This is a genomic window from Mesorhizobium delmotii, assembly GCF_900149755.1.
Taxonomy (GTDB): domain Bacteria; phylum Pseudomonadota; class Alphaproteobacteria; order Rhizobiales; family Rhizobiaceae; genus Mesorhizobium; species Mesorhizobium delmotii.
This window is the reverse complement of sequence record NZ_FUIG01000021.1, coordinates 74,017-92,925: the sequence shown is the minus strand read 5'-3', so window position 1 is coordinate 92,925 and position 18,909 is coordinate 74,017. Positions and strand designations below refer to the sequence as shown.

The following is an 18,909-nucleotide window of genomic DNA, read 5'->3' as shown; positions in this document are numbered from 1 at the left end:
TCTGCATCGGGTTGGGGGTGCGACGTTCGCATTTGCGACCGCGAAGGCCCGGAAATGGCGCAAAGCCGATAACTAGCTGGCGGGCCACTCGTGCTAACATTGTGGCTAATTAAACGGCGTATTCAGATCGGTCCCCGAAGCTTCCGCTAAGCGCCCTGAGCGGACGCTCGTTAGCGCTTGCGTGAATTCACGCCCATGACCCATGGCTGCGGTTCAGTCTCGCGATCTTGAGGGTCCGGAAAGCGTTGCGAGCCGACATTCGCCAGGCCACCTTGGGGGTGTGTTTGCTCCGAAAGCGAAGACATGAATTGCGGAGTGTTGCTGTCCGGCGCGCGACGGTCGTGATAGATTTCCGGCCAGCGAGGTAGCATCATGCCGGACATCGCTTCGTGGTTGACCCGACTCGGGCTGGACAAGTACATAGAGGCGTTCACCGCGAACGAAGTTGATTTCGACGCGCTTCGGCATCTCACAGAAAATGACCTAAGGGAGCTGGGCCTACCCGTCGGCCCGCGTCGCAAGGTTCTGGCGGCGATTGCCGCATTGGACGACGACACCATGTCGCCCGCGAGTTCCGTGTCCGCTCCGGTGTCAGCCGCGCTTGTACGTGAGGCCGAGCGGCGGCAGCTGACCGTGACGTTCATCGACCTCGTGGGGTCGACCGAGCTGTCACAGCGGCTCGATCCGGAGGAAATGCGCGACGTCATCCGTGCCTACCAGAGTGCGGTGTCAGCGGAGATTGCACGCTACGAGGGTTATGTTGCCAAGCTCATGGGCGATGGTGTGCTCACCTATTTCGGTTGGCCCAGGGCGCATGAAGACGATGCCGAACGGGCAGTGCGCGCGAGTCTGGCGGCAGCAGCGGCGACCGCTAGCCTGACGACGCCATCGGGCGAACCCCTTGCGGCCCGTATTGGCATTGCCACCGGTCTCGTCGTGGTTGGCGACCTGGTTGGCGAAGGATCAGCGCAGGAAGAGGCTGTCGTCGGCGAAACGCCCAACCTTGCGGCTCGCTTGCAGGCCCTGGCCGAGCCGAACAATGTCGTGGTCGCTGGTGGCACTCACCGGCTGGTCGTCGGATTGTTTGACATGATCGATCTCGGCCACCAGCAACTTAAGGGCTTCGCAACTCCCGTTCCCGCCTGGCGCATCACCGGCGAGGCAGATGCGGAGGGGCGCTTTGATGCGCTGCATGGCGTTGCAACGCCGTTGGTGGGACGATCCGAGGAACTCGAGCTTCTGCTTCAACGCTGGCAGCAGGCTCGCGCCGGAAAAGGCCAAGCTATATTGTTGTCGGGTGAGCCGGGGATCGGCAAGTCGCGGCTGACTGCTGCGCTGGAGGAGCGATTGAGTTCCGAGCCGCACGCCCGGTTGCGCTACTTCTGTTCCACCTACCACGCAAACAGCGCACTCTATCCCGTCACGAAGCAACTCGAGCGCGCTGCGGGACTGGGACACAGCGACACTTCGGATACGAAGCTCGATAAACTCGAAACTCTGTTGCGACAGGCTGTCTCCGATATTGCCGAAACGGTACCATTGTTGGTGGAGCTGCTGTCAATCGACACCGCTGGCCGCTATGCGCCCCTGAAGCTGACGCCCCAGGCGCGTAAATCACGAACGCTGACAACCCTGATCCAACTGCTCGAAGGATTTGCGGCGCGACAACCTGTCGTGATGGTCATTGAAGATGCCCACTGGATCGATCCGACGACCAGCGAATGGCTCGACATGCTGATCGACGGTTTGCAGAACCTGCCTGTGCTTCTGATCATCACCTTCCGCCCTGAGTTCAAGCCACGGTGGACGCTGCTATCGTACGTCACTGCGGTATCGCTCAGCCGCCTTGATCACGATCAGGGATCAGCGATCGTCGACCGTGTCGCCGGCGGCAAGGCGCTGCCGACAGAGGTCAGAAACCAGATCCTAGCCAAAACGGAAGGCGTGCCCCTGTTCGTCGAGGAACTCACCAAGACTGTTCTTGAGTCCGGCCTCCTCATCGATAGCGGTGACCACTATGTCCTGTCGGTCCAGTTGCCCTCCTTTGCGATCCCGTCGACGCTGCAGGACTCGCTGATGGCCCGCCTTGACCGTTTCGCCCCGGTCAAGGAGGTGGCCCAGATCGGCGCCTGCATCGGCCGTATCTTCCAGCATCGTCTGCTGGCTGCCGTGACCGGTTACGACGATGCCCAGCTCGAGGGCATCCTGCAGCAACTTGAAGAGTCCGAACTCGCTTTTCGACGTGGCGTCCCGCCCGAGGCGACCTACACGTTCAAGCATGCGCTCGTGCAGGACACCGCCTATCAGAGCCTCCTCAAGAGCCGACGGCAGCAGATCCACGCTGTCATCGCGTCAGCGTTGGAAGCGCAGTTCCGCGAGATCACAGAGGCCGAGCCTGAGACGCTGGCGCACCATTACACCGCCGCAGGCAACGCAGAGCAGGCTATTGAGTATTGGCTGAAGGCAGGCCAGCAAGCCCTGAAGCGGTCCGCGAACCGCGAGGCTGTGGCCCACCTTGGCAAGGGACTTGAGGTGGTTGGTTCCCTGCCCGACTCCGAGGGTCGCCTGCGCCAGGAGCTTCGACTCCAGAACGCCATGGCTGTGGCCATGAAGCCGGCCAGGGGCTGGAGCGCTCCGGAAGTACTGGAGGCCTTTTCCAAGGCGCGAACGCTTGCCGAGAAGCTGGGCGACAAAAATCAGCTTTTCGTCGCGCTCTGTGGTGAAGCCTCGTACCACATGGTTTCTGGCAATTTGCCCGCCGCTGACGAACTCGGCCTTCAATGCCTGGAGCTCGCAGGGGCATCCGGTGATCCGGGCCATCTCCTCGAGGCGCATCATCAGCTCTGGGCCACCAAGTACTATTTGGGAGACTATGCCGCCGCGGAAGCCCACGTGAATTTCGGCATTGTGACCTATGACCCCGACCGGCATCATGCTCTGACTTACACCTACTCAGGGCACGACCCCGGAGTGTGCTGCAGGATCTACTCTGCGTCTATCCTTTGGCTTCGTGGCTATACCGACCAAGCCCTTGTCCGTTGCCGAGAGGCCAATGCGTTGGCCGAGCGGGTGTCTCATCCCATCACGCTGGTGCTAGCGCAGTCGAACCTCACCAACGTCCATCTGATGCGGCGCGAACCTGGCGCGGGACGCCAATGGTTGCAGAAGTGGACCGCGCAGGCCCAGGAGTTCGCCCTGCCAATCTTAATCGCTCAGGGTAAGTTCTATCTCGGCTGGGTGCTTGCTGAAGAGGGACGGGCAGCCGAAGGCATCCCGGAGATGCGCGACGCCATTGCAGTCATCGGCGCGACTGGCGTCAAAGTGAGTATGCCATACTACCTGTGCGTCCTGGCGCGGGCCTGCGGCGAGTGTGATGAGGCGAGCGAGGGACTTGACCTGCTGGATAAGGGCTTGAGCATTGCCGAGTCCGGCTCGAAGTATCAACTTCCGGAGTTGTTCCGCACCAAGGGTGAACTCCTGCTGCGGCAAAATCCGAATGACGATACCGCCGAAAGCTGGTTCAGACGGGCCATGACGATGGCCCGCGACGAAGGTACGAAATCGCTGAAGTTGCGGGCGGCTCTTAGCCTCGCGCGGCGGTACCACGCTCGGGACCGAGACGGAGAGGCTCGCGACCTGCTGACTCCTGTATATGCTTGGTTTACCGAAGGTCTCGATACGCGCGACCTCGTCGAAGCAAAGGAACTACTCGATCAATTTAGATAGATGCACTTTCAGAAGGCCACCAAGATCAAACCGAGCACGCCTCGTTCTTTGTATTGTCTCGACGACAAGAACTAATCTCCGGGACGTCTGAACAGGGTCTAAATCAAATCACCTCACATCGCCTCCGGCGGCGAATGACCGCTCTGCATCAACGAGTGGCCGTTCCTTCCGCCACAAGCGAACGGCAACAATTGGCGCTAAGCCGAACTTCGAACGGCACGTTTGAACACGCGTCCTACTACCGTCCTCTCTGAGCGCCTAGCGCGTCGCTCGGCGTGGTGACGACAGGGCATCCAGCCGCTCCTGCAAATGCCCATTAAGCACGATCATCTCCTTGAGCGCCTTCACCGCATCGCCCTTGTGCTGGGCAATGAGCCTGTCGGCTACTGCCTGAAGGGCGGCCTCCTGGCGGCTGTCCAGCGTCACGATGTGGTCCATGGCGATGCTCCGATCGTTTCTGTTCAAATTGAACAAAACGGGAACAAAAATGTCAAGTGTGAATTGACTCCGTGAGGAATGCCTTCCTATTTGTCGGTAGGTGGGGCGGTTGCTCACAAATTGGGGAGAGCCGCGATGGGCAGACGAAAAAGCCGGTTTGACAGGCTGTCGGCGAGGCATGCGGAGGCGATCATCAGGGACGCTCTGAGCCTGCGCAAGACGGTGCTTTCGTCGCAACTGCATCTGAAGGCGCATGGCGAGCTGTTTTGGCAGCTTTGCGGGCTTGTCGAAAAATTGCATGAGGTGATGGCCAGCGTAGCGGAGAAGGAGCCCAATTTCCGGATGCCGGATCTTGGCCTGCTTCCGCTTCCCGAGGACTATTTGACTCGGAAATGAGCCATGGCCGGGCCGATGGACAGCGTTGGACGTGCCGCGAAGGCCAACATGCTGGTGATCGTCGAGTGCGGTCACTGCTACCATGTCGGCCGCTTCCGGGCCAACGACGTGGCCAAGGTGGTGGGCTGGAACAAGCCGCTGGAGACCATCCGGTTCAAGTGCAAGCGGTGCAGCCGAACGGACGCGACGGTGAAGACCCAGTTTATCGACCAGGACCATCCGCCGAAGGGCTACATCTGGGTGCTGCAGAAGTTCAAGCTTTAGAACAGCGAACCCTGTACCGACGCCTGTGGCGCCTGCGGAAACTTGATCTGCGTCGCCGGCTTGTCGACGATCACCAGCGCGTCGTCGGGTGCGGTGCGCTGCAGGTGCCTGGCCTCCGACCACGGCGCGGTCAGCCAGGTCTCGGTTTCCTCCTGCGTGGTCAGGATGACAGGCATGGCCTTCTCATGGATCGGCGCGATCAGGGCGTTCGGCCTGGTGGTCAGAAAACCGTAGAGCTCGAAGTCGCCGGGACCGTCCTTGACCTTGCGCACGCCTTGCCAGCGCGTCCACAGGCCGGCGAAGAAGAACAGCGGCCGCTCCTCGTTCAGCGCGAACCAATAATTCCTCTGGATACCGGTATCCGGATCCTTGTCGCCGGGCGTTGGGCTCGGCTCGGCAAAACTGGTGAGCGGCACCACGCAACGGTTCTCGACGCCGAGATATTGCTGCCAGTGGCCGTATTGCGGGTTGCGGATGTTGGTGGTGCCGTAGTCGGCCTTGCCCTTCACCCGCTCGATCGGCGTCGGCATGCCCCACAGCAGATTGGCCAGCTCGCGCGTCCCGTCCGGCGCGTTGCGCACCACCGGGCCGGGCTGGTTGGGGTAGATGTCGATGGAGGGTTCGAGATTGCCGAGGGTGTCGCGCAGGGCGCGAGTCCACTGGCGGATCGCCTCCTGGCTGGTGGTGATGTTGTAGAGGTTGCACATGTCGAAGCCTCAGGGATGTTCAGGCATCTTGTGGGAAAGGGCAGGGAATTTCCAGCGCTGTCCGGCTGGCTGCTGACACGCTACCCCAGCCACCACCGCAGCGCCGCGATCACCGCCGCCACCCGGGCGATCGACCGCGCCAGAAGGAAACTACCGTGCGCAGCGGCGAACCGCGAGCTCCGCTTACGCAACGGACGCCGATTGTGCGCGTTCTACCCATTAGGAGCGATGTGACGGCTGGTCTCATGCGCTCACAATCGGAGGCAAACCACGATGTCTAAGTTCAAAGAAGCCCTTGAGCGCGGGAAGGAAGCCCGTGAGCAAGAGGGGAAGGTCCGCAATGAGAAGGGCGAGGGGGTGGACTTCGGCGCGCAAGCCAGGGCCTGGCTAAACGACGTCGTGGTTGCGTCGTTGGAAGCGGCCAAGGCTGAGGTGGCCGGCGAGGTGACTGTCGAGATGGACACCGCGCCACGCCGCCAAGCCAAAGCGTCAACACCATCCATTCGGTTCAAAGTCTACAGCAAGCGAGGAATGGACAAGGAGGCAGTCGGAAGGACGTTCACGGTCAACGTTCAGCTGAGTGGGCAAGTGTCCGTCTCTTCGCCCGGGATCGTGGCGAGAGAAGTGGGAAACATAGGGGATAGGACTGACGAGCGGTTCTCTACCTTGCTAGCGGAACTGATCGAGGACGCAGCGAAGGGCACTTAGCAAGCAAGGTGTCGAGGAAGGGCAGGAATTCTAGCGCTGTCCGCTCGGCTGCTGACACGGTCGAGCCTGTCAGTAAATGGCTTCCTAATGTCGCGAACACCCCCTCCGTTAACCTTTCGTTAACCATGGCTGGCTAGCGTTTACCTATCAGTAAGGAATCGCTGTCCGTGACCTTCGCCGCCCCCGTCGAGACCAAATCCATTCGTTTTCGCGCCCGCTCGTTTGTCGCCTTCACGCTCACGCCGGAGGCGCCGCTTTCGGAGTGGCTGGAAAGCCTCGATCGCTGGATCGGCAACTCGCCGGGTTATTTTGCCGGCCGGCCGGTGGTGCTCAACCTCAACACATTAAAGCCTGAGGTCGGTCAGATCGAAGCGCTGGTCGCCGAGCTTGGCCGGCGCGGCATCCGCATCTATGCCATCGAGCTCGACGGCAGCACGGCGCTCGAGGCCAATCTGCCGCCGGTGCTGATAGGCGCGAAGGAGGCCACCGCCGGGCTGCTGATGCAGGCCGACAGCAAGGGCAGGCCGGAAGAGGCGGGCAGGGCGGAAGAAGGCAGAGCGGAACCGGGCAAGCAGCCAGAAGACAGGCAGCCGGACGCGCCGGCGACGCTGATGGTCAAGACGCCGATCCGCTCGGGCCAGTCGGTCTTCCACGCGCATGGCGATGTCATCGTGCTGGGCTCCGTCGCCTCCGGTTCCGAGATCGTCGCCGCCGGCTCCATCCACGTTTACGGCACGCTACGCGGGCGGGCGTCGGCCGGTGTGCTCGGCCATTCGGCGGCGCGCATCTTCTGCCGCAAGAACGAGGCCGAGCTGCTGTCGGTCGACGGCTGGTATTGCACCGCCGAGGAGATGGAGCCGTCGTTGCGCGGAAAAGCGGTCCAGGCGTTTCTCGAAAAGGACACGCTGCGCATCGCGCCGTTCAGCTAACGCACGGCGGTTTTGGGATATCGAAATGAAACAATAACTTAAGCGCATTGCATAAATCAGACGCTTAACAATACCAACAACAATAATGGAGGCATATATGGGCAAGGTAGTGGTGGTCACCTCCGGCAAGGGGGGCGTCGGCAAGACGACCTCGACGGCCGCCCTTGGCGCCGCGGTCGCAAGAACCGGCAAGAAGGTGGCCCTGGTCGACTTCGATGTCGGCTTAAGGAATCTCGATCTGATCATGGGCGCCGAGCGGCGGGTGGTGTTCGACCTGGTCAACGTCATCCAGGGAACGGCCAAGCTCTCGCAGGCGCTGATCCGCGACAAGCGGGTCGAGACGCTGTTCCTGCTGCCGGCCTCGCAGACGCGCGACAAGGATGCGCTGACCGAGGAGGGCGTCGGCGAGGTGATCGAAAAGCTAAGCTCGGTGTTCGACTACGTCTTCTGCGACAGTCCGGCCGGCATCGAGCGCGGCGCGCAGCTCGCCATGCGCTTTGCCGACGAGGCGGTCATCGTCACCAATCCCGAAGTCAGCTCGGTGCGCGATTCCGATCGCATCATCGGCCTGCTCGATGCGAGAACTGTGAAGGCCGAGCGCGGCGAGCAGATCGCCAAGCACGTGCTGGTCACGCGCTATGATGCGGCGCGCGCGGCACGCGGCGAAATGCTCTCGATCGACGACGTTCTGGAGATCCTGTCGACGCCGCTTTTGGGGATCATTCCCGAGAGCCAGGACGTGCTCAAGGCCTCCAACCTCGGTTCGCCGGTGACGCTCAGCGATCCCACCAATTCCGCCGCCCGCGCCTATATCGAGGCGGCCAAACGGCTCGAGGGCGAGGAACTGCCGGTCGTCGTGCCGTTCGAGCGCAAGGGCTTTCTCGATCGGCTTTTTGGAAGGAGGGCAGCATGAGCCTGTTAGACCTCTTCAAGCGGCGCGGCAGCGCGCCGGTGGCGCGCGAGCGGCTGCAGGTGCTGCTCGCCTATGAGCGCCGCAACCGCAGCCAGCCCGATCTCGTCTCGGTGCTGCGCGAGGAGATCATGGCCGTAATCGCCAGGCATGTGCAGATCGACCAGGATTATCTGCAGGTCTCGATGGATCGCGGCGAGACGATGTCGACGCTGGAAATCGACATCCAGATCCCCAACAAGAGCGCAAGGCCGCTGGCGATGTCGGCCTGAGCTCGCAAGGGTCGGGTTTCTCGCCCCCCGCTGCGATCCTTCGCGCCCCCCTCTGGCCTGCCGGCCATCTCCCCCACTTGGGGGGAGATCGGACGTCGCGCCGGCTTTCGCCAATCTGCAACGGTGTAAGAGGGCGCGGAGCGCCGAAGCGGCCATCTCCCCCAAGTGGGGGAGAGATGGCCGGCAGGCCAGAGGGGGGTGCTGTCCCGCCTGCGTATCCAAGAATATCGCCTGAGCTGCAGCCGCTGTCAGAGGCTTGCCCGCCCACCCAACCACCGCTACCCCAGCCACCACAAAACCCGCCCAGCACCGCCACCACCCCCGCGATCGACAGCCCGAGCATGATGTAGGATCCCTTGATGACGTCGCGGATCACCTTCTTGACGCTTGAGCGGTCATTGAGGTTCGGGAACGGCTCCTGCGGTTCCGCCACGCCGAGAAAGCGGCACAACGGCCCCCAGCCTTCGGTCACCGTGAACACCAGGAGCTTTTCCGGCGGAACGGCTGCCTTCACCTCCTCGGTGTAGGCGTTGTAGCGCGCGATCGCCCGCTCGCGGTCGTCCATCACGCCGGCCAGCACGCGGCCCCAGATCAGCTTGCGCGACATGTCGCCGAATTTTCGGCCGAACGGCGTCAGCCACTCCAAAATCTTGAACTGCCAGAGATTCTCGGTGAAGTAGATCGTATCGATCGTGCTGTCGTACCAGCCTTCGGCGCCGCGCGGGTGAAGCGTCAGCAGCACCTTGGCGTCAGGGTATTCGGCCAGCAGCTCCCGCCACACGCAGCAGCCGGGATTGTCGACCGTCGCCGTGTAGTTGGCAAACACCCGGTCCCAGTCGTGCGGCGTGCCGGGCTTGCTGTTCGCTACCTTGCGCCAGAAGTCGAGGTGGCCCTTGTTGGCCTTGTTGAGGATCACTTCCTGCATGTGATAGCAGGGAAGGCCGAGCCTGTTCAGCGCGGCAAAGGTCGACCATGTGCCCGTGCGCCCGAACCCCGCGCCGATTACCTTGAGCGCCATGTGATCCCCCAGTCTCCCTGGACTGATATTCTTGTTTTATCGCAGTCCGTAGCGCCCACGTTGCGCCCGGAGCGCCCGGCACGCAACAAATTTCCATCGTGCCTTCCCTCACCAGATCAGCTCTTTTGAATGGAACAGCACCAGCCAGAAAGCGTCTCAACCATAGGATGCATTAAGCATGCGCACACACTTCTGATCCATAGCCACTTGCGCAACCATTGAAAGGGTGAAAACGTTGGTGTGGGGTAAATGGGCAAGGGTGGTCGTCGCGGCTGTAGAAGCTCCGGGACGGCCTTGAAAAGCGATGAATTCTCCACAGTTCCTGGTGGGGATGGCCACCGCGTCATTCGTCGTGGCGCTCTCGACTTTTTTGGCAACGGGTTCGATCTGGAAGGCGCTGGGCTGGACGGTTCTTACCTTGATCGTTTCGCAGGTTGGATATTTTGTGTCCGTCATCCGGCTGATCTATGGAACCGGGCGAAAGACACACAGGTAATCCGCGACCCGCGAGTACTGGACCATTGAGACGGTTTGCGGTTTCGAGATCCAGGTCAGGCCAGCACCAATATCAACATGCCTAGACCATAATGTTTATCAGATAGACAGCTTGGTCTAAGCCGTTTGAAAGCGGACATGTTCGGTTCTGGGAATGTGCATTGGACGTTCCGTTACTTTAGTCAACCAATATATATTTCCGGATACATATGCCTGGGTTTGGGCAGCGCGGAAGCCTGCCTGCGGCTTGTGCAATCCGCCGTCGAGACGGGGCGGGTTGAAGCTGCCGATCTCCCCCACAAGGGGGACATCAGCGCGTCATCCGCTCAGCTCCGTCGCTCTGCTCACTCCGCCGCCAGCTTGTCCTGCGTCTTGGTGTCGAAATCGCTGGCGTCGTGGCGCTCGTGCAGCTGCATCGCGGGCTCGCCGAAGGCGCGGTTGACCATGCGCCCGCGCTGCACCGCCGGCCGCGCGTCGATCGCGTCGGCCCAGCGCTGCACGTGTCTGTACTCCGTGACCGACAGGAACTCGCCGGCGTCGTTGTACATGCGCCCCTTGGCCAGCCCGCCATACCAGGGCCACACGGCGATATCGGCAATCGTGTAGGCGTCGCCACCGAGATATTCGCTTTCAGCGAGGCGCCGGTCGAGCACGTCCATCTGGCGCTTGGTCTCCATGGCGAAGCGGTCGATGGCATATTCGATCTTTTCCGGCGCATAGGTATAGAAATGGCCGAAGCCGCCGCCGAGATAGGGCGCCGAGCCCATCTGCCAGAACAGCCACGACAGGGTTTCTGCGCGCGCCGGCTGCTCGGTCGGCAGGAATTCGTCGAATTTTTCGGCCAGATGCACCAGGATCGAGCCGGATTCGAAGACGCGGATCGGCTTTGGCCCGCTGCGGTCCATCAGCGCCGGGATCTTGGAGTTGGGGTTGACCTCGACAAAGCCGCTGCCGAACTGGTCGCCGTCGTTGATCCTGATCAGCCAGGCGTCATATTCGGCGCCTTTGTGGCCGAGCGCCAAGAGCTCCTCCAGCATGATCGTCACCTTGACGCCGTTCGGTGTCGCCTGCGAGTAAAGCTGCAGCGGATGCTTGCCGACCGGCAACTCCTTGTCATGCGTCGGGCCGGCGATCGGCCGGTTGATGCTGGCGAAGGCGCCGCCATTTTCCTTGTTCCAGGTCCATACTTTCGGCGGTGTGTATTGGTTCATCTCGGGAGCCTTGTGTTGTAAGCGGGAGGGTCTTGGGCGATCAGCTTGCGCGATGGAAGCGGGAGATTCGTGGGGCAGGTTCATCTACACATAGATACAGGTAGTGCGGTCAGCAGGAAGTTCAACTTATGTTGAACTATAGTCGACGCCGCATGCCCTTTCTCCCCGGGGAGAAGGGCTCACCGATGCCCTTGCGCCTCGTCACGTGCGCCATACCTATAGGGATATCGGGCCTTTGGCGGCCGTCATGAATATTGCCGGGATTGAGAGCATGACCATCGATACGATTTTGCGGTCCATCGTGGCGGTGCGCGCCTCGATCCCGGACGATGCTTTCACCGCCAATGCGCTGGGCACGAGCCGGGAAGGCAGCGGCGTGGTCATTCGCGATAACGGGCTGGTGCTCACCATCGGCTATCTCATCACCGAGGCGGAAGAAGTCTGGCTGACCGACCACAACGGGCGCGTGGTTCCCGCGCACGCTCTCGCCTACGACCAGGAATCGGGCTTCGGCCTGGCGCAGGCGCTGGCGCCGCTCGGCCTGCCTGCGGTGGCCTTTGGCGACGCGGCCAGGGCGACGGCCGGCGACCCGGTGGTGCTCGCCGACGGCATCGGCCAGGCGGTCAGCGCGCACATCGTCACCAAGCAGGAATTCGCCGGCTATTGGGAGTATCTGCTGGACGAGGCGATCTTCACCGCGCCCGCCCATCCGTCATGGGGAGGTGCGGCACTTATCGGGCAGGATGGCAGGCTGCTCGGCATCGGTTCGCTGCGCTTGCAGATGAGCCGCGCCGGCGAGATCGCCGACATCAACATGGTGGTGCCGATCGACCTTCTGCCGCCCATTCTCGACGATCTCCTGACACGCGGCCAGGTTGCCAGGCCACCGCGCCCATGGCTCGGCGCCTTCTCCGCCGAAAGCAATGGCGAGGTTGTGGTGATGAGCGTCGCCGAAGGCAGCCCGGCCGCCGAAGCCGGCCTGCGCCAGGGCGACATCATCTCGGATGTCCGCGACCGCGAAGTCGACGGGCTCGCCGATTTCTACCGCAAGTTGTGGCAGAACCCGGCGGGCGCCGAGATCCCGTTGCGGGTTGTGCGCGACGGCCGCGAAACCTGGCTGCGCGTCAAGTCGGCCGACCGCAACAGTTTTCTCAAGAAACCGCAGCTGCAGTGAAGCTCGGCCGGATGAGGGGGTGCTGGACGGAGTGAGGCGTTGAGTTTCTTCCAACACCCCTCAACCGTCTCGGCACTGCGCGCCGATCCACCTTCTCCCACAAGGGGAGAAGGAAAGGTGCCTCATTCGCCGCAGGCGCTGAAGCCTGTTCCGGGGTTCCACTCCGAAAAGGCAATGATCTTGCCTTCCACCGCCACGGTCTTCTGCTTTGTGGTCCCATCGGGCTGCATCTTGCTGCTTTTGCCCTTGCCGGTCAAAACATTGTAATCGCAGTCGCTTGCGACATTGTCCGCAAGGTAGTCGTGATAGTCATAGGCAAAGCCGGCGACGATGAAGACGCCGTCGCGGTAAGCGAGCGTCAGCGTCTGGTTGGTCCGCTTGCTGCCGACCGGCATTGCCGGCAGATACAGTTTGATCGAGCCGTTGGGCAGCGCGGTCAGCTCCGGCACGGTGTCGGAGGCCTCGTAGCCGGGCCGGTCATAACCGTTCCACTCGCCGAGAATCTGGTCACGCACGACGCCGGCAGGACGCAAAAAGTTGCGCTCGCGATCCCTGAGAAAGAAATGCATGTCCATCGGGTCGCTGGGCGCGGTCTCGACGATCATCACCAGATCGACGGCGCCGTCGCCATTCCAGTCGCCGGTCAGCACGGTGATGATCTTCTGAGTTTCTATCGGTTCCGCCAGGGCCATGGTTGACGCCAGCAGCATCAGGCCGAGCATCATTGCTCGCATGACAATATGTCCCCCAGTTGAAGCCCGCCGTGTCTATTATGGGCCAGTTCTGCCGGGAGATTCCTACAGTACGACGGGAAGAACCGCCATGGGCTGGGCGGGGACAGCGACGCTGTCCCGCCAGCCTTGCAACAAGGCCACTGTTGCTCCATTCGATCGGAGCTGAGCAGCGATAAGGAGGAAACCGATGACGACCGCAAAAAGGCGGAACCGCTGATGGCGCCGGTCAAGGTCGATCCCGCCAAGGTGCGTGAATTCAGCGATGCCGAAAGCTTCTACACCTGGCTCGGCCAGCACCACGACACCGCGACAGAAGTCTGGATCAAGATCCACAAGGTCGGTTCGGGGCTGCCTTCGATCACGCCCAAGGAAGCCATCGACGTGGTGCTGTGCTGGGGCTGGATCGACGCCGTGCGCAAGGGGCTCGACGACAAGAGCTATTTGCAGCGCTACACGCCGCGCGGCAAGAAGAGCACCTGGAGCCAGATCAACGTCGACAACGTCGCCCGGCTGATCGAGGAGGGCCGGATGACCGAGCATGGGCTCAAACAGGTCGATGCGGCGAAGGCCGACGGGCGCTGGGCGCGCGCCTATGGAAGCGGCAAGGACATGAAAATCCCCGACGATCTCCATGCGGCAATAGACGCCGAGCCCAAGGCCAAGGCGATGCTGGCAACGCTCAGCGCGCAGAACCGTTTCGCGCTCGCCTTCCGCATCCACAATATGAAGACCGAGGCTGGGCGCAAGAAGAAGATCGCGGCGTTCGTCGAGATGCTGAAGCGCGGCGAGACGATCTACCCGCAAGGGAAGAAGTGAGGCTTTGTGGCTGGCGCGTCGCGGCGGTGGCTGCGATGGCGGATCGTCGTCGCGCGTACGCTCAAGGTCAACGATGAACGCGGTGCCTGCCGCCGGCCTTGAAGCCACGTCCGGCTCCTCCATTTAATTCGCAATAGCGCGCAACTTTCCGAGGAAGCGCCAGGAGTTGCTGGCCTCTGACAAACCAGGTGGCCGCCCGTTCGGTTTCGGCGGGCAGCCTTAACAATCGAGCGTCTTCCTCGTTATCAGACGAAGGGAGAACCAAAATGGCAAAGGTCGTTTGCGTCCTCTATGACGATCCGGTTGACGGTTACCCGTCAAATTATGCCCGGGATGGGCTGCCGAAGCTCGACCGCTATCCCGGCGGCCAGACGCTTCCCACACCGAAGGCCATCGACTTCGAACCGGGCGTTCTGCTCGGCAGCGTGTCGGGCGAACTCGGCCTGCGGCCCTATCTGGAAAGCGCCGGGCACAGCCTGGTCGTGACCTCGGACAAGGACGGTCCCGACAGCGTTTTCGAACGTGAACTCGGTGACGCCGAAATCGTCATCTCGCAGCCGTTCTGGCCGGCCTATCTGACCAAGGAACGGATCGCCAAGGCAAACAAACTGAAGCTTGCGATCACCGCCGGCATCGGGTCCGACCATGTCGATCTGCAGGCCGCCATGGATCGCGGCATCACCGTCGCCGAGGTGACCTACTGCAACTCGATCAGCGTGTCCGAGCATGTGGTGATGATGATCCTGGCGCTGGTGCGAAACTACATCCCGTCCTACCAGTGGGTCATCAAAGGCGGCTGGAATATCGCCGACTGTGTCGCGCGCTCCTACGATGTCGAAGGCATGCAGATCGGAACTGTCGGCGCCGGCCGGATCGGCAGCGCGGTGCTGCGCCGGCTGCAGCCGTTCGACGTCACACTGCACTACACCGACCGCCACCGCCTGCCCGAGGCGGTCGAGAAGGAGCTTGGCGTCACCTTCCACCCAGACCCGGCGTCGATGGTCGGCATCTGCGACGTGGTGACGATCAACGCCCCCCTGCATCCGGAGACGGAGAACCTGTTCGACGAGGCGATGATCGCCAGGATGAAACGCGGCGCCTATCTGGTGAACACGGCGCGCGGCAAGATCTGCAATCGTGACGCTGTCGCCGGTGCGCTGGAGAGCGGCCAGCTCGCGGGCTATGCCGGCGACGTCTGGTTCCCGCAGCCGGCGCCCAAGGACCATCCGTGGCGATCGATGCCGCATCACGGCATGACGCCGCATATTTCGGGATCGTCGCTCTCCGCCCAGGCGCGCTATGCCGCCGGCACGCGCGAAATCCTGGAGTGCTGGTTCGAAGGCCGGCCGATCCGCGAGGACTACCTGATCGTCGACGGCGGCAAGCTGGCCGGCGCCGGCGCCCATTCCTATAGCGCAGGCGACGCCACAAGCGGTTCGGAAGAGGCAGCGCGCTTCAGAGCCAAGGTGTGATCCGGGCGGTGCCTCGGTGATCTTGAGCGCATGGATGCTGTCGATTCCAAGTTACAATGGGTGGGAAGGAACGCGACGGAACCGGCTGTCCAAGCGAGTGTCGACGCGGCGTCGAACAGCGCAGCCGGACACTATCCGGGCTTGCCGCCAAGCAAAAATCATCGCAAGCCGGCTCTTATCTGTCGTCGGAAATTGAACGACAATTGAGTTTGTTTTGGCCTTGCACACAAAAATCTGTCTGTTCTGCGGCCATGGGCAGGGACCTTTTGCCTGTTGACGACAGTTCGACATCGTCGCACAATTTACTTTGAGGAATGTTTGCCAGGCTGGAAATGATGGGTTCAAGGTAGATATAAAATCTTGCCGGGGGGCGTCCATGCGTAAATTAAGCCAAGTAGATCGACACCGCGTCCAGGCGGTCATCGATCGCAATCGTGAGCTTTTGTTGTCGATTCCCAATGCTTTGGGCGCCGAGCCCGGTTTCCCCATCGTTCAGGGAAAGCTGCTGCGCGAACCGGCGATCATCCTCTATGTTGCCAGCAAGCTGCCCAGGGCGCGGCTCCTGCCGGAAGACTTCGCGCCCGGCGAGGTCGAAGGCGTGCGGCTCGATGTGATGCAGGCCGATCCCTGGAAACAGATCGAGCTCAATCCAGGCCTGCGGGCGCTGCAGGAGGAGATCGAAACCGCGGCCGCGGCGACGATCCCTTATGAGGGCCTGCCCGACGACCCCATCGATGCCAGTTTCGAGATCTCGAAGCCGATCCTGTGCGCGGTCGGGCCGGATCAGGGCTGGATCGTGCTCAGGGATTTCCTGGTCGGAACCCGCAACACGCTCAACGTCGCCATGTATGATTTCTCTGCCGACTATATTTCGAACACGCTGATCGAGGTCGTGCGCGCCAATGATGTGAAGGTGGAACTGACGCTCGACGACGGCATCAAGGACACCGAACGCGACATTCAGGAGCGGCTGGAGCAGAAGCTCGGGGACCTCTACGACGCCGAGGTCATCCGGTGCGCCAAGAGCAGGCGCTTCCCATCGGCCTATCACCCGAAGGTGGCGGTGCAGGATCATAAGCGTTTCTGGCTGTCGAGCGGCAACTGGTCGCCCAACAGCCAGCCCGATATCGACCCGATCGGCCATCCGGCCGGCGGCTGGTTCAGCAAGGGCAACCGCGAATGGCATGTCGTCGTCGAGGATGTAGCGCTAGCCAGGTTGTTCGAGCGCTACATCGCGCATGACAAGAGGGAATCCGAAAGCGATGCGGCTCTGGCGGGGGAGGAGAGGCCGGCCTTTCCAGACCTGTTCGTGCCGCTTGGCGATCTGCTTGGGGATGCCGCACTTGCCGCCGCCGATCCGGTCGCGCCGGAAAAGATCCTGTCCGGGCAGTCGGCGCGCGTGCGGCCGCTCCTGTCTCCCGACAATTATGCGCGGCGCATCAGCGAATGGATCCGCGGCGCGCAAAAGAGCCTCGATCTCCAGTACTCCTACATCAACTATTCGGAGCGCGCCGAGGACGAGGATTTCAAGGCGCTGCTCGACGACATCGGCAAGCTGTCCTGGAAGGACGATTTCACGCTGCGGATCATCGTCGGTTCAGGAGCCGACGATGCCATTCGTCTGCTGGCGCAGAACGGCTTTAACGAAGCTGTCTTCAAGGTGCAGTCGAAAATCCACAACAAGGGCATCGTGCGCGACGGCACCGAGGTGTTGGTCAGCAGCCAAAACTGGTCGGGCGATGGGTTCCTGCGCAACCGTGATGCTGGCCTGATCATCGAGGATCGTGAGGTCGCGCAGTATTTCGCCGGGGTCTTCGATGAGGACTGGAAGACGAGGGCGCGGCCGCCGTTCGAGACGGCTGGCCTTGCCGCAGTCATTGCCCCGGACAATGCACCGCCGCCGGCGGGCATGGTGCGGATGAGCTGGTCGGATTTCTTTGGAGATTGAGCGATGCCGATCGAGGACGAATTGGAGGCTTCGGGGCATACGCGCGTGGTCGTGGTGCTCAAGCCGACCAAACGGCACAAAGTCGATGGGCGGATTACCGTGGCGTTGACCGAGACGATTTCAATGCAGCAGGAAGTGGCGCAGTCGATCGCGTCCTGCTTTCGTCCGTTCAAGAATTCGCGCATGTCGCAAATGGCGCGCGAACTTGCCAGCAGCAGCGAGCCGACGATACGCTCGCGTATCGCCGCGGATGGCCCGATGCGGCGCGGCCAGCCGGAGTACGTGCGCGACGAGCACGCCGAGGCTGTCCCCGAAAACGCCGGAGTTCGCTACTTCCCTTATCTCGGCATGATGATGGGGACGGTCGATCGCACGGGCCTGGCGGAGTTGCGTAACAAGAAGGACGAGGTGGCGGAGCTTTTCAGTCCGCCGGAAATGAGCCTGATCCGTCCGTTCGAAGATGAGGAGGCAGCGCTTGCCGGGCCGCCAGAAGGCGTCTCCTGGGCGCTCAAACGACTGGGCATCCCGAAACTGTGGGATGCCGGGCTGACGGGAGACGGCGTTCTGATCGGCCATCTCGATACCGGCATTGACAGCGCCCATCCGGCGCTCGCCGACGCCATCGATGCCTCTTCGGTGTTCGACGAACTCGGCCAGCAGCTCAATGTCACGACAGCGATGGTCGATACCGGCTTTCACGGCACGCACACGGCCGGCCTGCTGGTTGGCCAGCCGTTCCAGAATGTCACCTTCGGCGTCGCGCCGGGGGCGCGGCTTGCGGCGGGAACGGTCATCGAGGGTGGCGATATCCCGGCGCGCATGATTGCGGGGCTGAATTGGTGTGTCGGCCAGGGCGTCATGATCATCAGCCTTTCGCTGGGTGTGCGTAGATTCGATCCGCTGGTCGCGGCGCTGGTCAGGCAATTGCGCGACCGTGACATCCTGCCGATCGTCGCCATCGGCAATGAAGGGGCGGAGACCAGCCGCACGCCAGGCAATCTGCCGGAATCGCTGTCGGTCGGTGCCGCCGACGAGGCCGACCAGATCTGGTTCAATTCCTCCAGCCAGCAATTCGCCGAGACGCCGAGACGGATCGTGCCGACGCTGATTGCGCCGGGCGCCGGCATCTGGTCCTCGGCGCCTGGCGGCGGGCTCAAGAAGCTTTCCGGCACTTCGATGGCGGCGCCGCACATTGCCGGGCTCGCGGCATTGCTCAAGCAGTTTCGTCCCGAGGCGACCGGCGCGCAAATCCAAAAAGCGATCATTGCCTCTTGCAAGCGGCCCAGTGGAATAAGCACATTAAGGGGGAACAAGGGCGTACCGGACGCGATGGTCGCCAAATCCAAGCTGTAACGGTGTACGATGGACATCGACAAGATCGACCCGCGGCTGAAGCAGGCGCTCGACCGGGCGACGGTGAACAGCGGTCCGATCCAGGCGGTGGTCGTGGTCGGGTCGCCGGCCGGATCCAAGCCGTTGCCACCCGCCGAGAGCGAACAGATGTTGCGCAACCTCGTCGACCGCGCCTGCAAGGCGTCAAAGTCGAAGCCAAGCCGGCTGGTGTTCTTTCCCAATGTGCAGTCCTTTTCCATCGAGGCGGACCCGAAATTGCTGCGCCATCTGCTGGAAGACGACTCGATCGACGCGGCGAGCCTTAACCGCGCGGACTAGTCAGCCCTCAGAGCAATGCC

General features: G+C 62.2%; 18 protein-coding genes and 1 pseudogene. 13 read left to right on the top strand and 6 right to left on the bottom strand.

Annotated elements, in window-relative coordinates; genetic code table 11:
* Positions 1-372 precede the first annotated feature (372 nt).
* Entirely contained in the window at positions 373-3,726 is a 3,354-nt protein-coding gene (locus BQ8482_RS12775; RefSeq protein ID WP_123147958.1) for an adenylate/guanylate cyclase domain-containing protein, read from the top strand.
* Between the two features lie 258 nt (positions 3,727-3,984).
* Here the strand turns inward: BQ8482_RS12775 and BQ8482_RS12770 are convergent, their stop codons facing one another.
* A complete protein-coding gene (locus tag BQ8482_RS12770; protein ID WP_123147971.1) occupies positions 3,985-4,164 on the bottom strand; it encodes a hypothetical protein in 180 nt (59 codons plus the stop codon).
* A 135-nt stretch (positions 4,165-4,299) separates the two neighbouring features.
* Between BQ8482_RS12770 and BQ8482_RS12765 the strand changes: the two genes are divergently transcribed.
* Both BQ8482_RS12765 and BQ8482_RS12760 read left to right on the top strand, forming a co-directional pair.
* The gene (locus BQ8482_RS12765; RefSeq protein WP_123147957.1) at positions 4,300-4,560 is read left to right on the top strand and encodes a hypothetical protein; all 261 of its coding nucleotides are present in this window, start codon (positions 4,300-4,302) and stop codon (positions 4,558-4,560) included.
* A gap of 3 nt (positions 4,561-4,563) precedes the next feature.
* Positions 4,564-4,824: a hypothetical protein gene (locus BQ8482_RS12760; RefSeq protein WP_123147956.1), complete on the top strand. Its 261-nt coding sequence runs from the start codon at positions 4,564-4,566 to the stop codon at positions 4,822-4,824.
* On the opposite strand, the gene BQ8482_RS12755 is transcribed toward BQ8482_RS12760, so the two are convergent.
* The gene (locus BQ8482_RS12755) at positions 4,821-5,531 is read right to left on the bottom strand and encodes an SOS response-associated peptidase (RefSeq protein ID WP_123147955.1); all 711 of its coding nucleotides are present in this window, start codon (positions 5,529-5,531) and stop codon (positions 4,821-4,823) included. The genes BQ8482_RS12760 and BQ8482_RS12755 overlap by 4 nt on opposite strands.
* Positions 5,532-5,804: 273 nt before the next feature.
* Between BQ8482_RS12755 and BQ8482_RS12750 the strand changes: the two genes are divergently transcribed.
* From BQ8482_RS12750 to minE, 4 genes are all read left to right on the top strand, one after another.
* The gene (locus tag BQ8482_RS12750) at positions 5,805-6,239 is read left to right on the top strand and encodes a hypothetical protein (protein ID WP_123147954.1); all 435 of its coding nucleotides are present in this window, start codon (positions 5,805-5,807) and stop codon (positions 6,237-6,239) included.
* Positions 6,240-6,406: 167 nt separating this feature from the next.
* Entirely contained in the window at positions 6,407-7,168 is a 762-nt protein-coding gene (gene minC, locus BQ8482_RS12745; RefSeq protein WP_123147953.1) for a septum site-determining protein MinC, read from the top strand.
* Positions 7,169-7,265: 97 nt separating this feature from the next.
* Complete coding sequence (gene minD, locus BQ8482_RS12740; protein WP_029351318.1) at positions 7,266-8,081, top strand: septum site-determining protein MinD; 816 nt, start codon at positions 7,266-7,268, stop codon at positions 8,079-8,081.
* Positions 8,078-8,350: a cell division topological specificity factor MinE gene (gene minE / locus BQ8482_RS12735; protein ID WP_023803855.1), complete on the top strand. Its 273-nt coding sequence runs from the start codon at positions 8,078-8,080 to the stop codon at positions 8,348-8,350. The genes minD and minE overlap by 4 nt, the downstream gene beginning before the upstream one ends.
* A gap of 445 nt (positions 8,351-8,795) precedes the next feature.
* Here the strand turns inward: minE and BQ8482_RS12730 are convergent.
* The 3 genes and pseudogenes from BQ8482_RS12730 to yghU all read right to left on the bottom strand — a co-directional run.
* Positions 8,796-9,368, bottom strand: a pseudogene (locus BQ8482_RS12730) (sulfotransferase family protein); the annotation flags it as partial.
* A gap of 156 nt (positions 9,369-9,524) precedes the next feature.
* The gene (locus BQ8482_RS39190) at positions 9,525-9,824 is read right to left on the bottom strand and encodes a hypothetical protein (protein WP_244602772.1); all 300 of its coding nucleotides are present in this window, start codon (positions 9,822-9,824) and stop codon (positions 9,525-9,527) included.
* A gap of 383 nt (positions 9,825-10,207) precedes the next feature.
* Positions 10,208-11,074 carry a glutathione-dependent disulfide-bond oxidoreductase gene (gene yghU, locus BQ8482_RS12720; protein WP_123147951.1) on the bottom strand — a complete coding sequence of 289 codons (867 nt, stop codon included), beginning with the start codon at positions 11,072-11,074 and terminating at the stop codon, positions 10,208-10,210.
* Between the two features lie 271 nt (positions 11,075-11,345).
* Here yghU and BQ8482_RS12715 point away from each other — a divergent pair, with 271 nt between their 5' ends.
* A complete protein-coding gene (locus BQ8482_RS12715; RefSeq protein WP_123147970.1) occupies positions 11,346-12,248 on the top strand; it encodes a S1C family serine protease in 903 nt (300 codons plus the stop codon).
* 122 nt (positions 12,249-12,370) lie between these two features.
* Here BQ8482_RS12715 and BQ8482_RS12710 read toward each other — a convergent pair whose 3' ends face one another.
* Positions 12,371-12,982 (bottom strand): hypothetical protein, encoded by a 612-nt coding sequence (locus BQ8482_RS12710; protein ID WP_123147950.1) that lies wholly within the window; start codon positions 12,980-12,982, stop codon positions 12,371-12,373.
* Positions 12,983-13,198: 216 nt separating this feature from the next.
* Between BQ8482_RS12710 and BQ8482_RS12705 the strand changes: the two genes are divergently transcribed.
* The 5 genes from BQ8482_RS12705 (at position 13,199) to BQ8482_RS12685 (ending at position 18,889) form a co-directional block, all read left to right on the top strand.
* The gene (locus BQ8482_RS12705) at positions 13,199-13,798 is read left to right on the top strand and encodes a YdeI/OmpD-associated family protein (protein ID WP_123147969.1); all 600 of its coding nucleotides are present in this window, start codon (positions 13,199-13,201) and stop codon (positions 13,796-13,798) included.
* A gap of 266 nt (positions 13,799-14,064) precedes the next feature.
* A complete protein-coding gene (locus BQ8482_RS12700) occupies positions 14,065-15,270 on the top strand; it encodes an NAD-dependent formate dehydrogenase (RefSeq protein ID WP_123147949.1) in 1,206 nt (401 codons plus the stop codon).
* A 376-nt stretch (positions 15,271-15,646) separates the two neighbouring features.
* Positions 15,647-17,218 (top strand): phospholipase D-like domain-containing protein, encoded by a 1,572-nt coding sequence (locus BQ8482_RS12695; protein ID WP_123147948.1) that lies wholly within the window; start codon positions 15,647-15,649, stop codon positions 17,216-17,218.
* A 3-nt stretch (positions 17,219-17,221) separates the two neighbouring features.
* Positions 17,222-18,571, top strand: coding sequence for a S8 family peptidase (locus tag BQ8482_RS12690; RefSeq protein WP_123147947.1), 1,350 nt, complete (start codon positions 17,222-17,224; stop codon positions 18,569-18,571).
* Positions 18,572-18,580: 9 nt separating this feature from the next.
* Positions 18,581-18,889, top strand: a complete 309-nt coding sequence (locus tag BQ8482_RS12685) for a hypothetical protein (RefSeq protein ID WP_123147946.1) — start codon at positions 18,581-18,583, stop codon at positions 18,887-18,889.
* The last annotated feature ends 20 nt before the right edge of the window (positions 18,890-18,909 follow it).

Coding starts and splice junctions, on each gene's coding strand:
- BQ8482_RS12775 (WP_123147958.1), top strand. CDS start 373: ATGCCGGACATCGCTTCGTGGTTGACCCGACTCGGGCTGGACAAGTAC.
- BQ8482_RS12770 (WP_123147971.1), bottom strand. CDS start 4,164: ATGGACCACATCGTGACGCTGGACAGCCGCCAGGAGGCCGCCCTTCAG.
- BQ8482_RS12765 (WP_123147957.1), top strand. CDS start 4,300: ATGGGCAGACGAAAAAGCCGGTTTGACAGGCTGTCGGCGAGGCATGCG.
- BQ8482_RS12760 (WP_123147956.1), top strand. CDS start 4,564: ATGGCCGGGCCGATGGACAGCGTTGGACGTGCCGCGAAGGCCAACATG.
- BQ8482_RS12755 (WP_123147955.1), bottom strand. CDS start 5,531: ATGTGCAACCTCTACAACATCACCACCAGCCAGGAGGCGATCCGCCAG.
- BQ8482_RS12750 (WP_123147954.1), top strand. CDS start 5,805: ATGTCTAAGTTCAAAGAAGCCCTTGAGCGCGGGAAGGAAGCCCGTGAG.
- minD (WP_029351318.1), top strand. CDS start 7,266: ATGGGCAAGGTAGTGGTGGTCACCTCCGGCAAGGGGGGCGTCGGCAAG.
- minE (WP_023803855.1), top strand. CDS start 8,078: ATGAGCCTGTTAGACCTCTTCAAGCGGCGCGGCAGCGCGCCGGTGGCG.
- BQ8482_RS39190 (WP_244602772.1), bottom strand. CDS start 9,824: ATGACGGACACAAAATATCCAACCTGCGAAACGATCAAGGTAAGAACC.
- yghU (WP_123147951.1), bottom strand. CDS start 11,074: ATGAACCAATACACACCGCCGAAAGTATGGACCTGGAACAAGGAAAAT.
- BQ8482_RS12715 (WP_123147970.1), top strand. CDS start 11,346: ATGACCATCGATACGATTTTGCGGTCCATCGTGGCGGTGCGCGCCTCG.
- BQ8482_RS12710 (WP_123147950.1), bottom strand. CDS start 12,982: ATGCGAGCAATGATGCTCGGCCTGATGCTGCTGGCGTCAACCATGGCC.
- BQ8482_RS12705 (WP_123147969.1), top strand. CDS start 13,199: ATGGCGCCGGTCAAGGTCGATCCCGCCAAGGTGCGTGAATTCAGCGAT.
- BQ8482_RS12700 (WP_123147949.1), top strand. CDS start 14,065: ATGGCAAAGGTCGTTTGCGTCCTCTATGACGATCCGGTTGACGGTTAC.
- BQ8482_RS12695 (WP_123147948.1), top strand. CDS start 15,647: ATGCGTAAATTAAGCCAAGTAGATCGACACCGCGTCCAGGCGGTCATC.
- BQ8482_RS12690 (WP_123147947.1), top strand. CDS start 17,222: ATGCCGATCGAGGACGAATTGGAGGCTTCGGGGCATACGCGCGTGGTC.
- BQ8482_RS12685 (WP_123147946.1), top strand. CDS start 18,581: ATGGACATCGACAAGATCGACCCGCGGCTGAAGCAGGCGCTCGACCGG.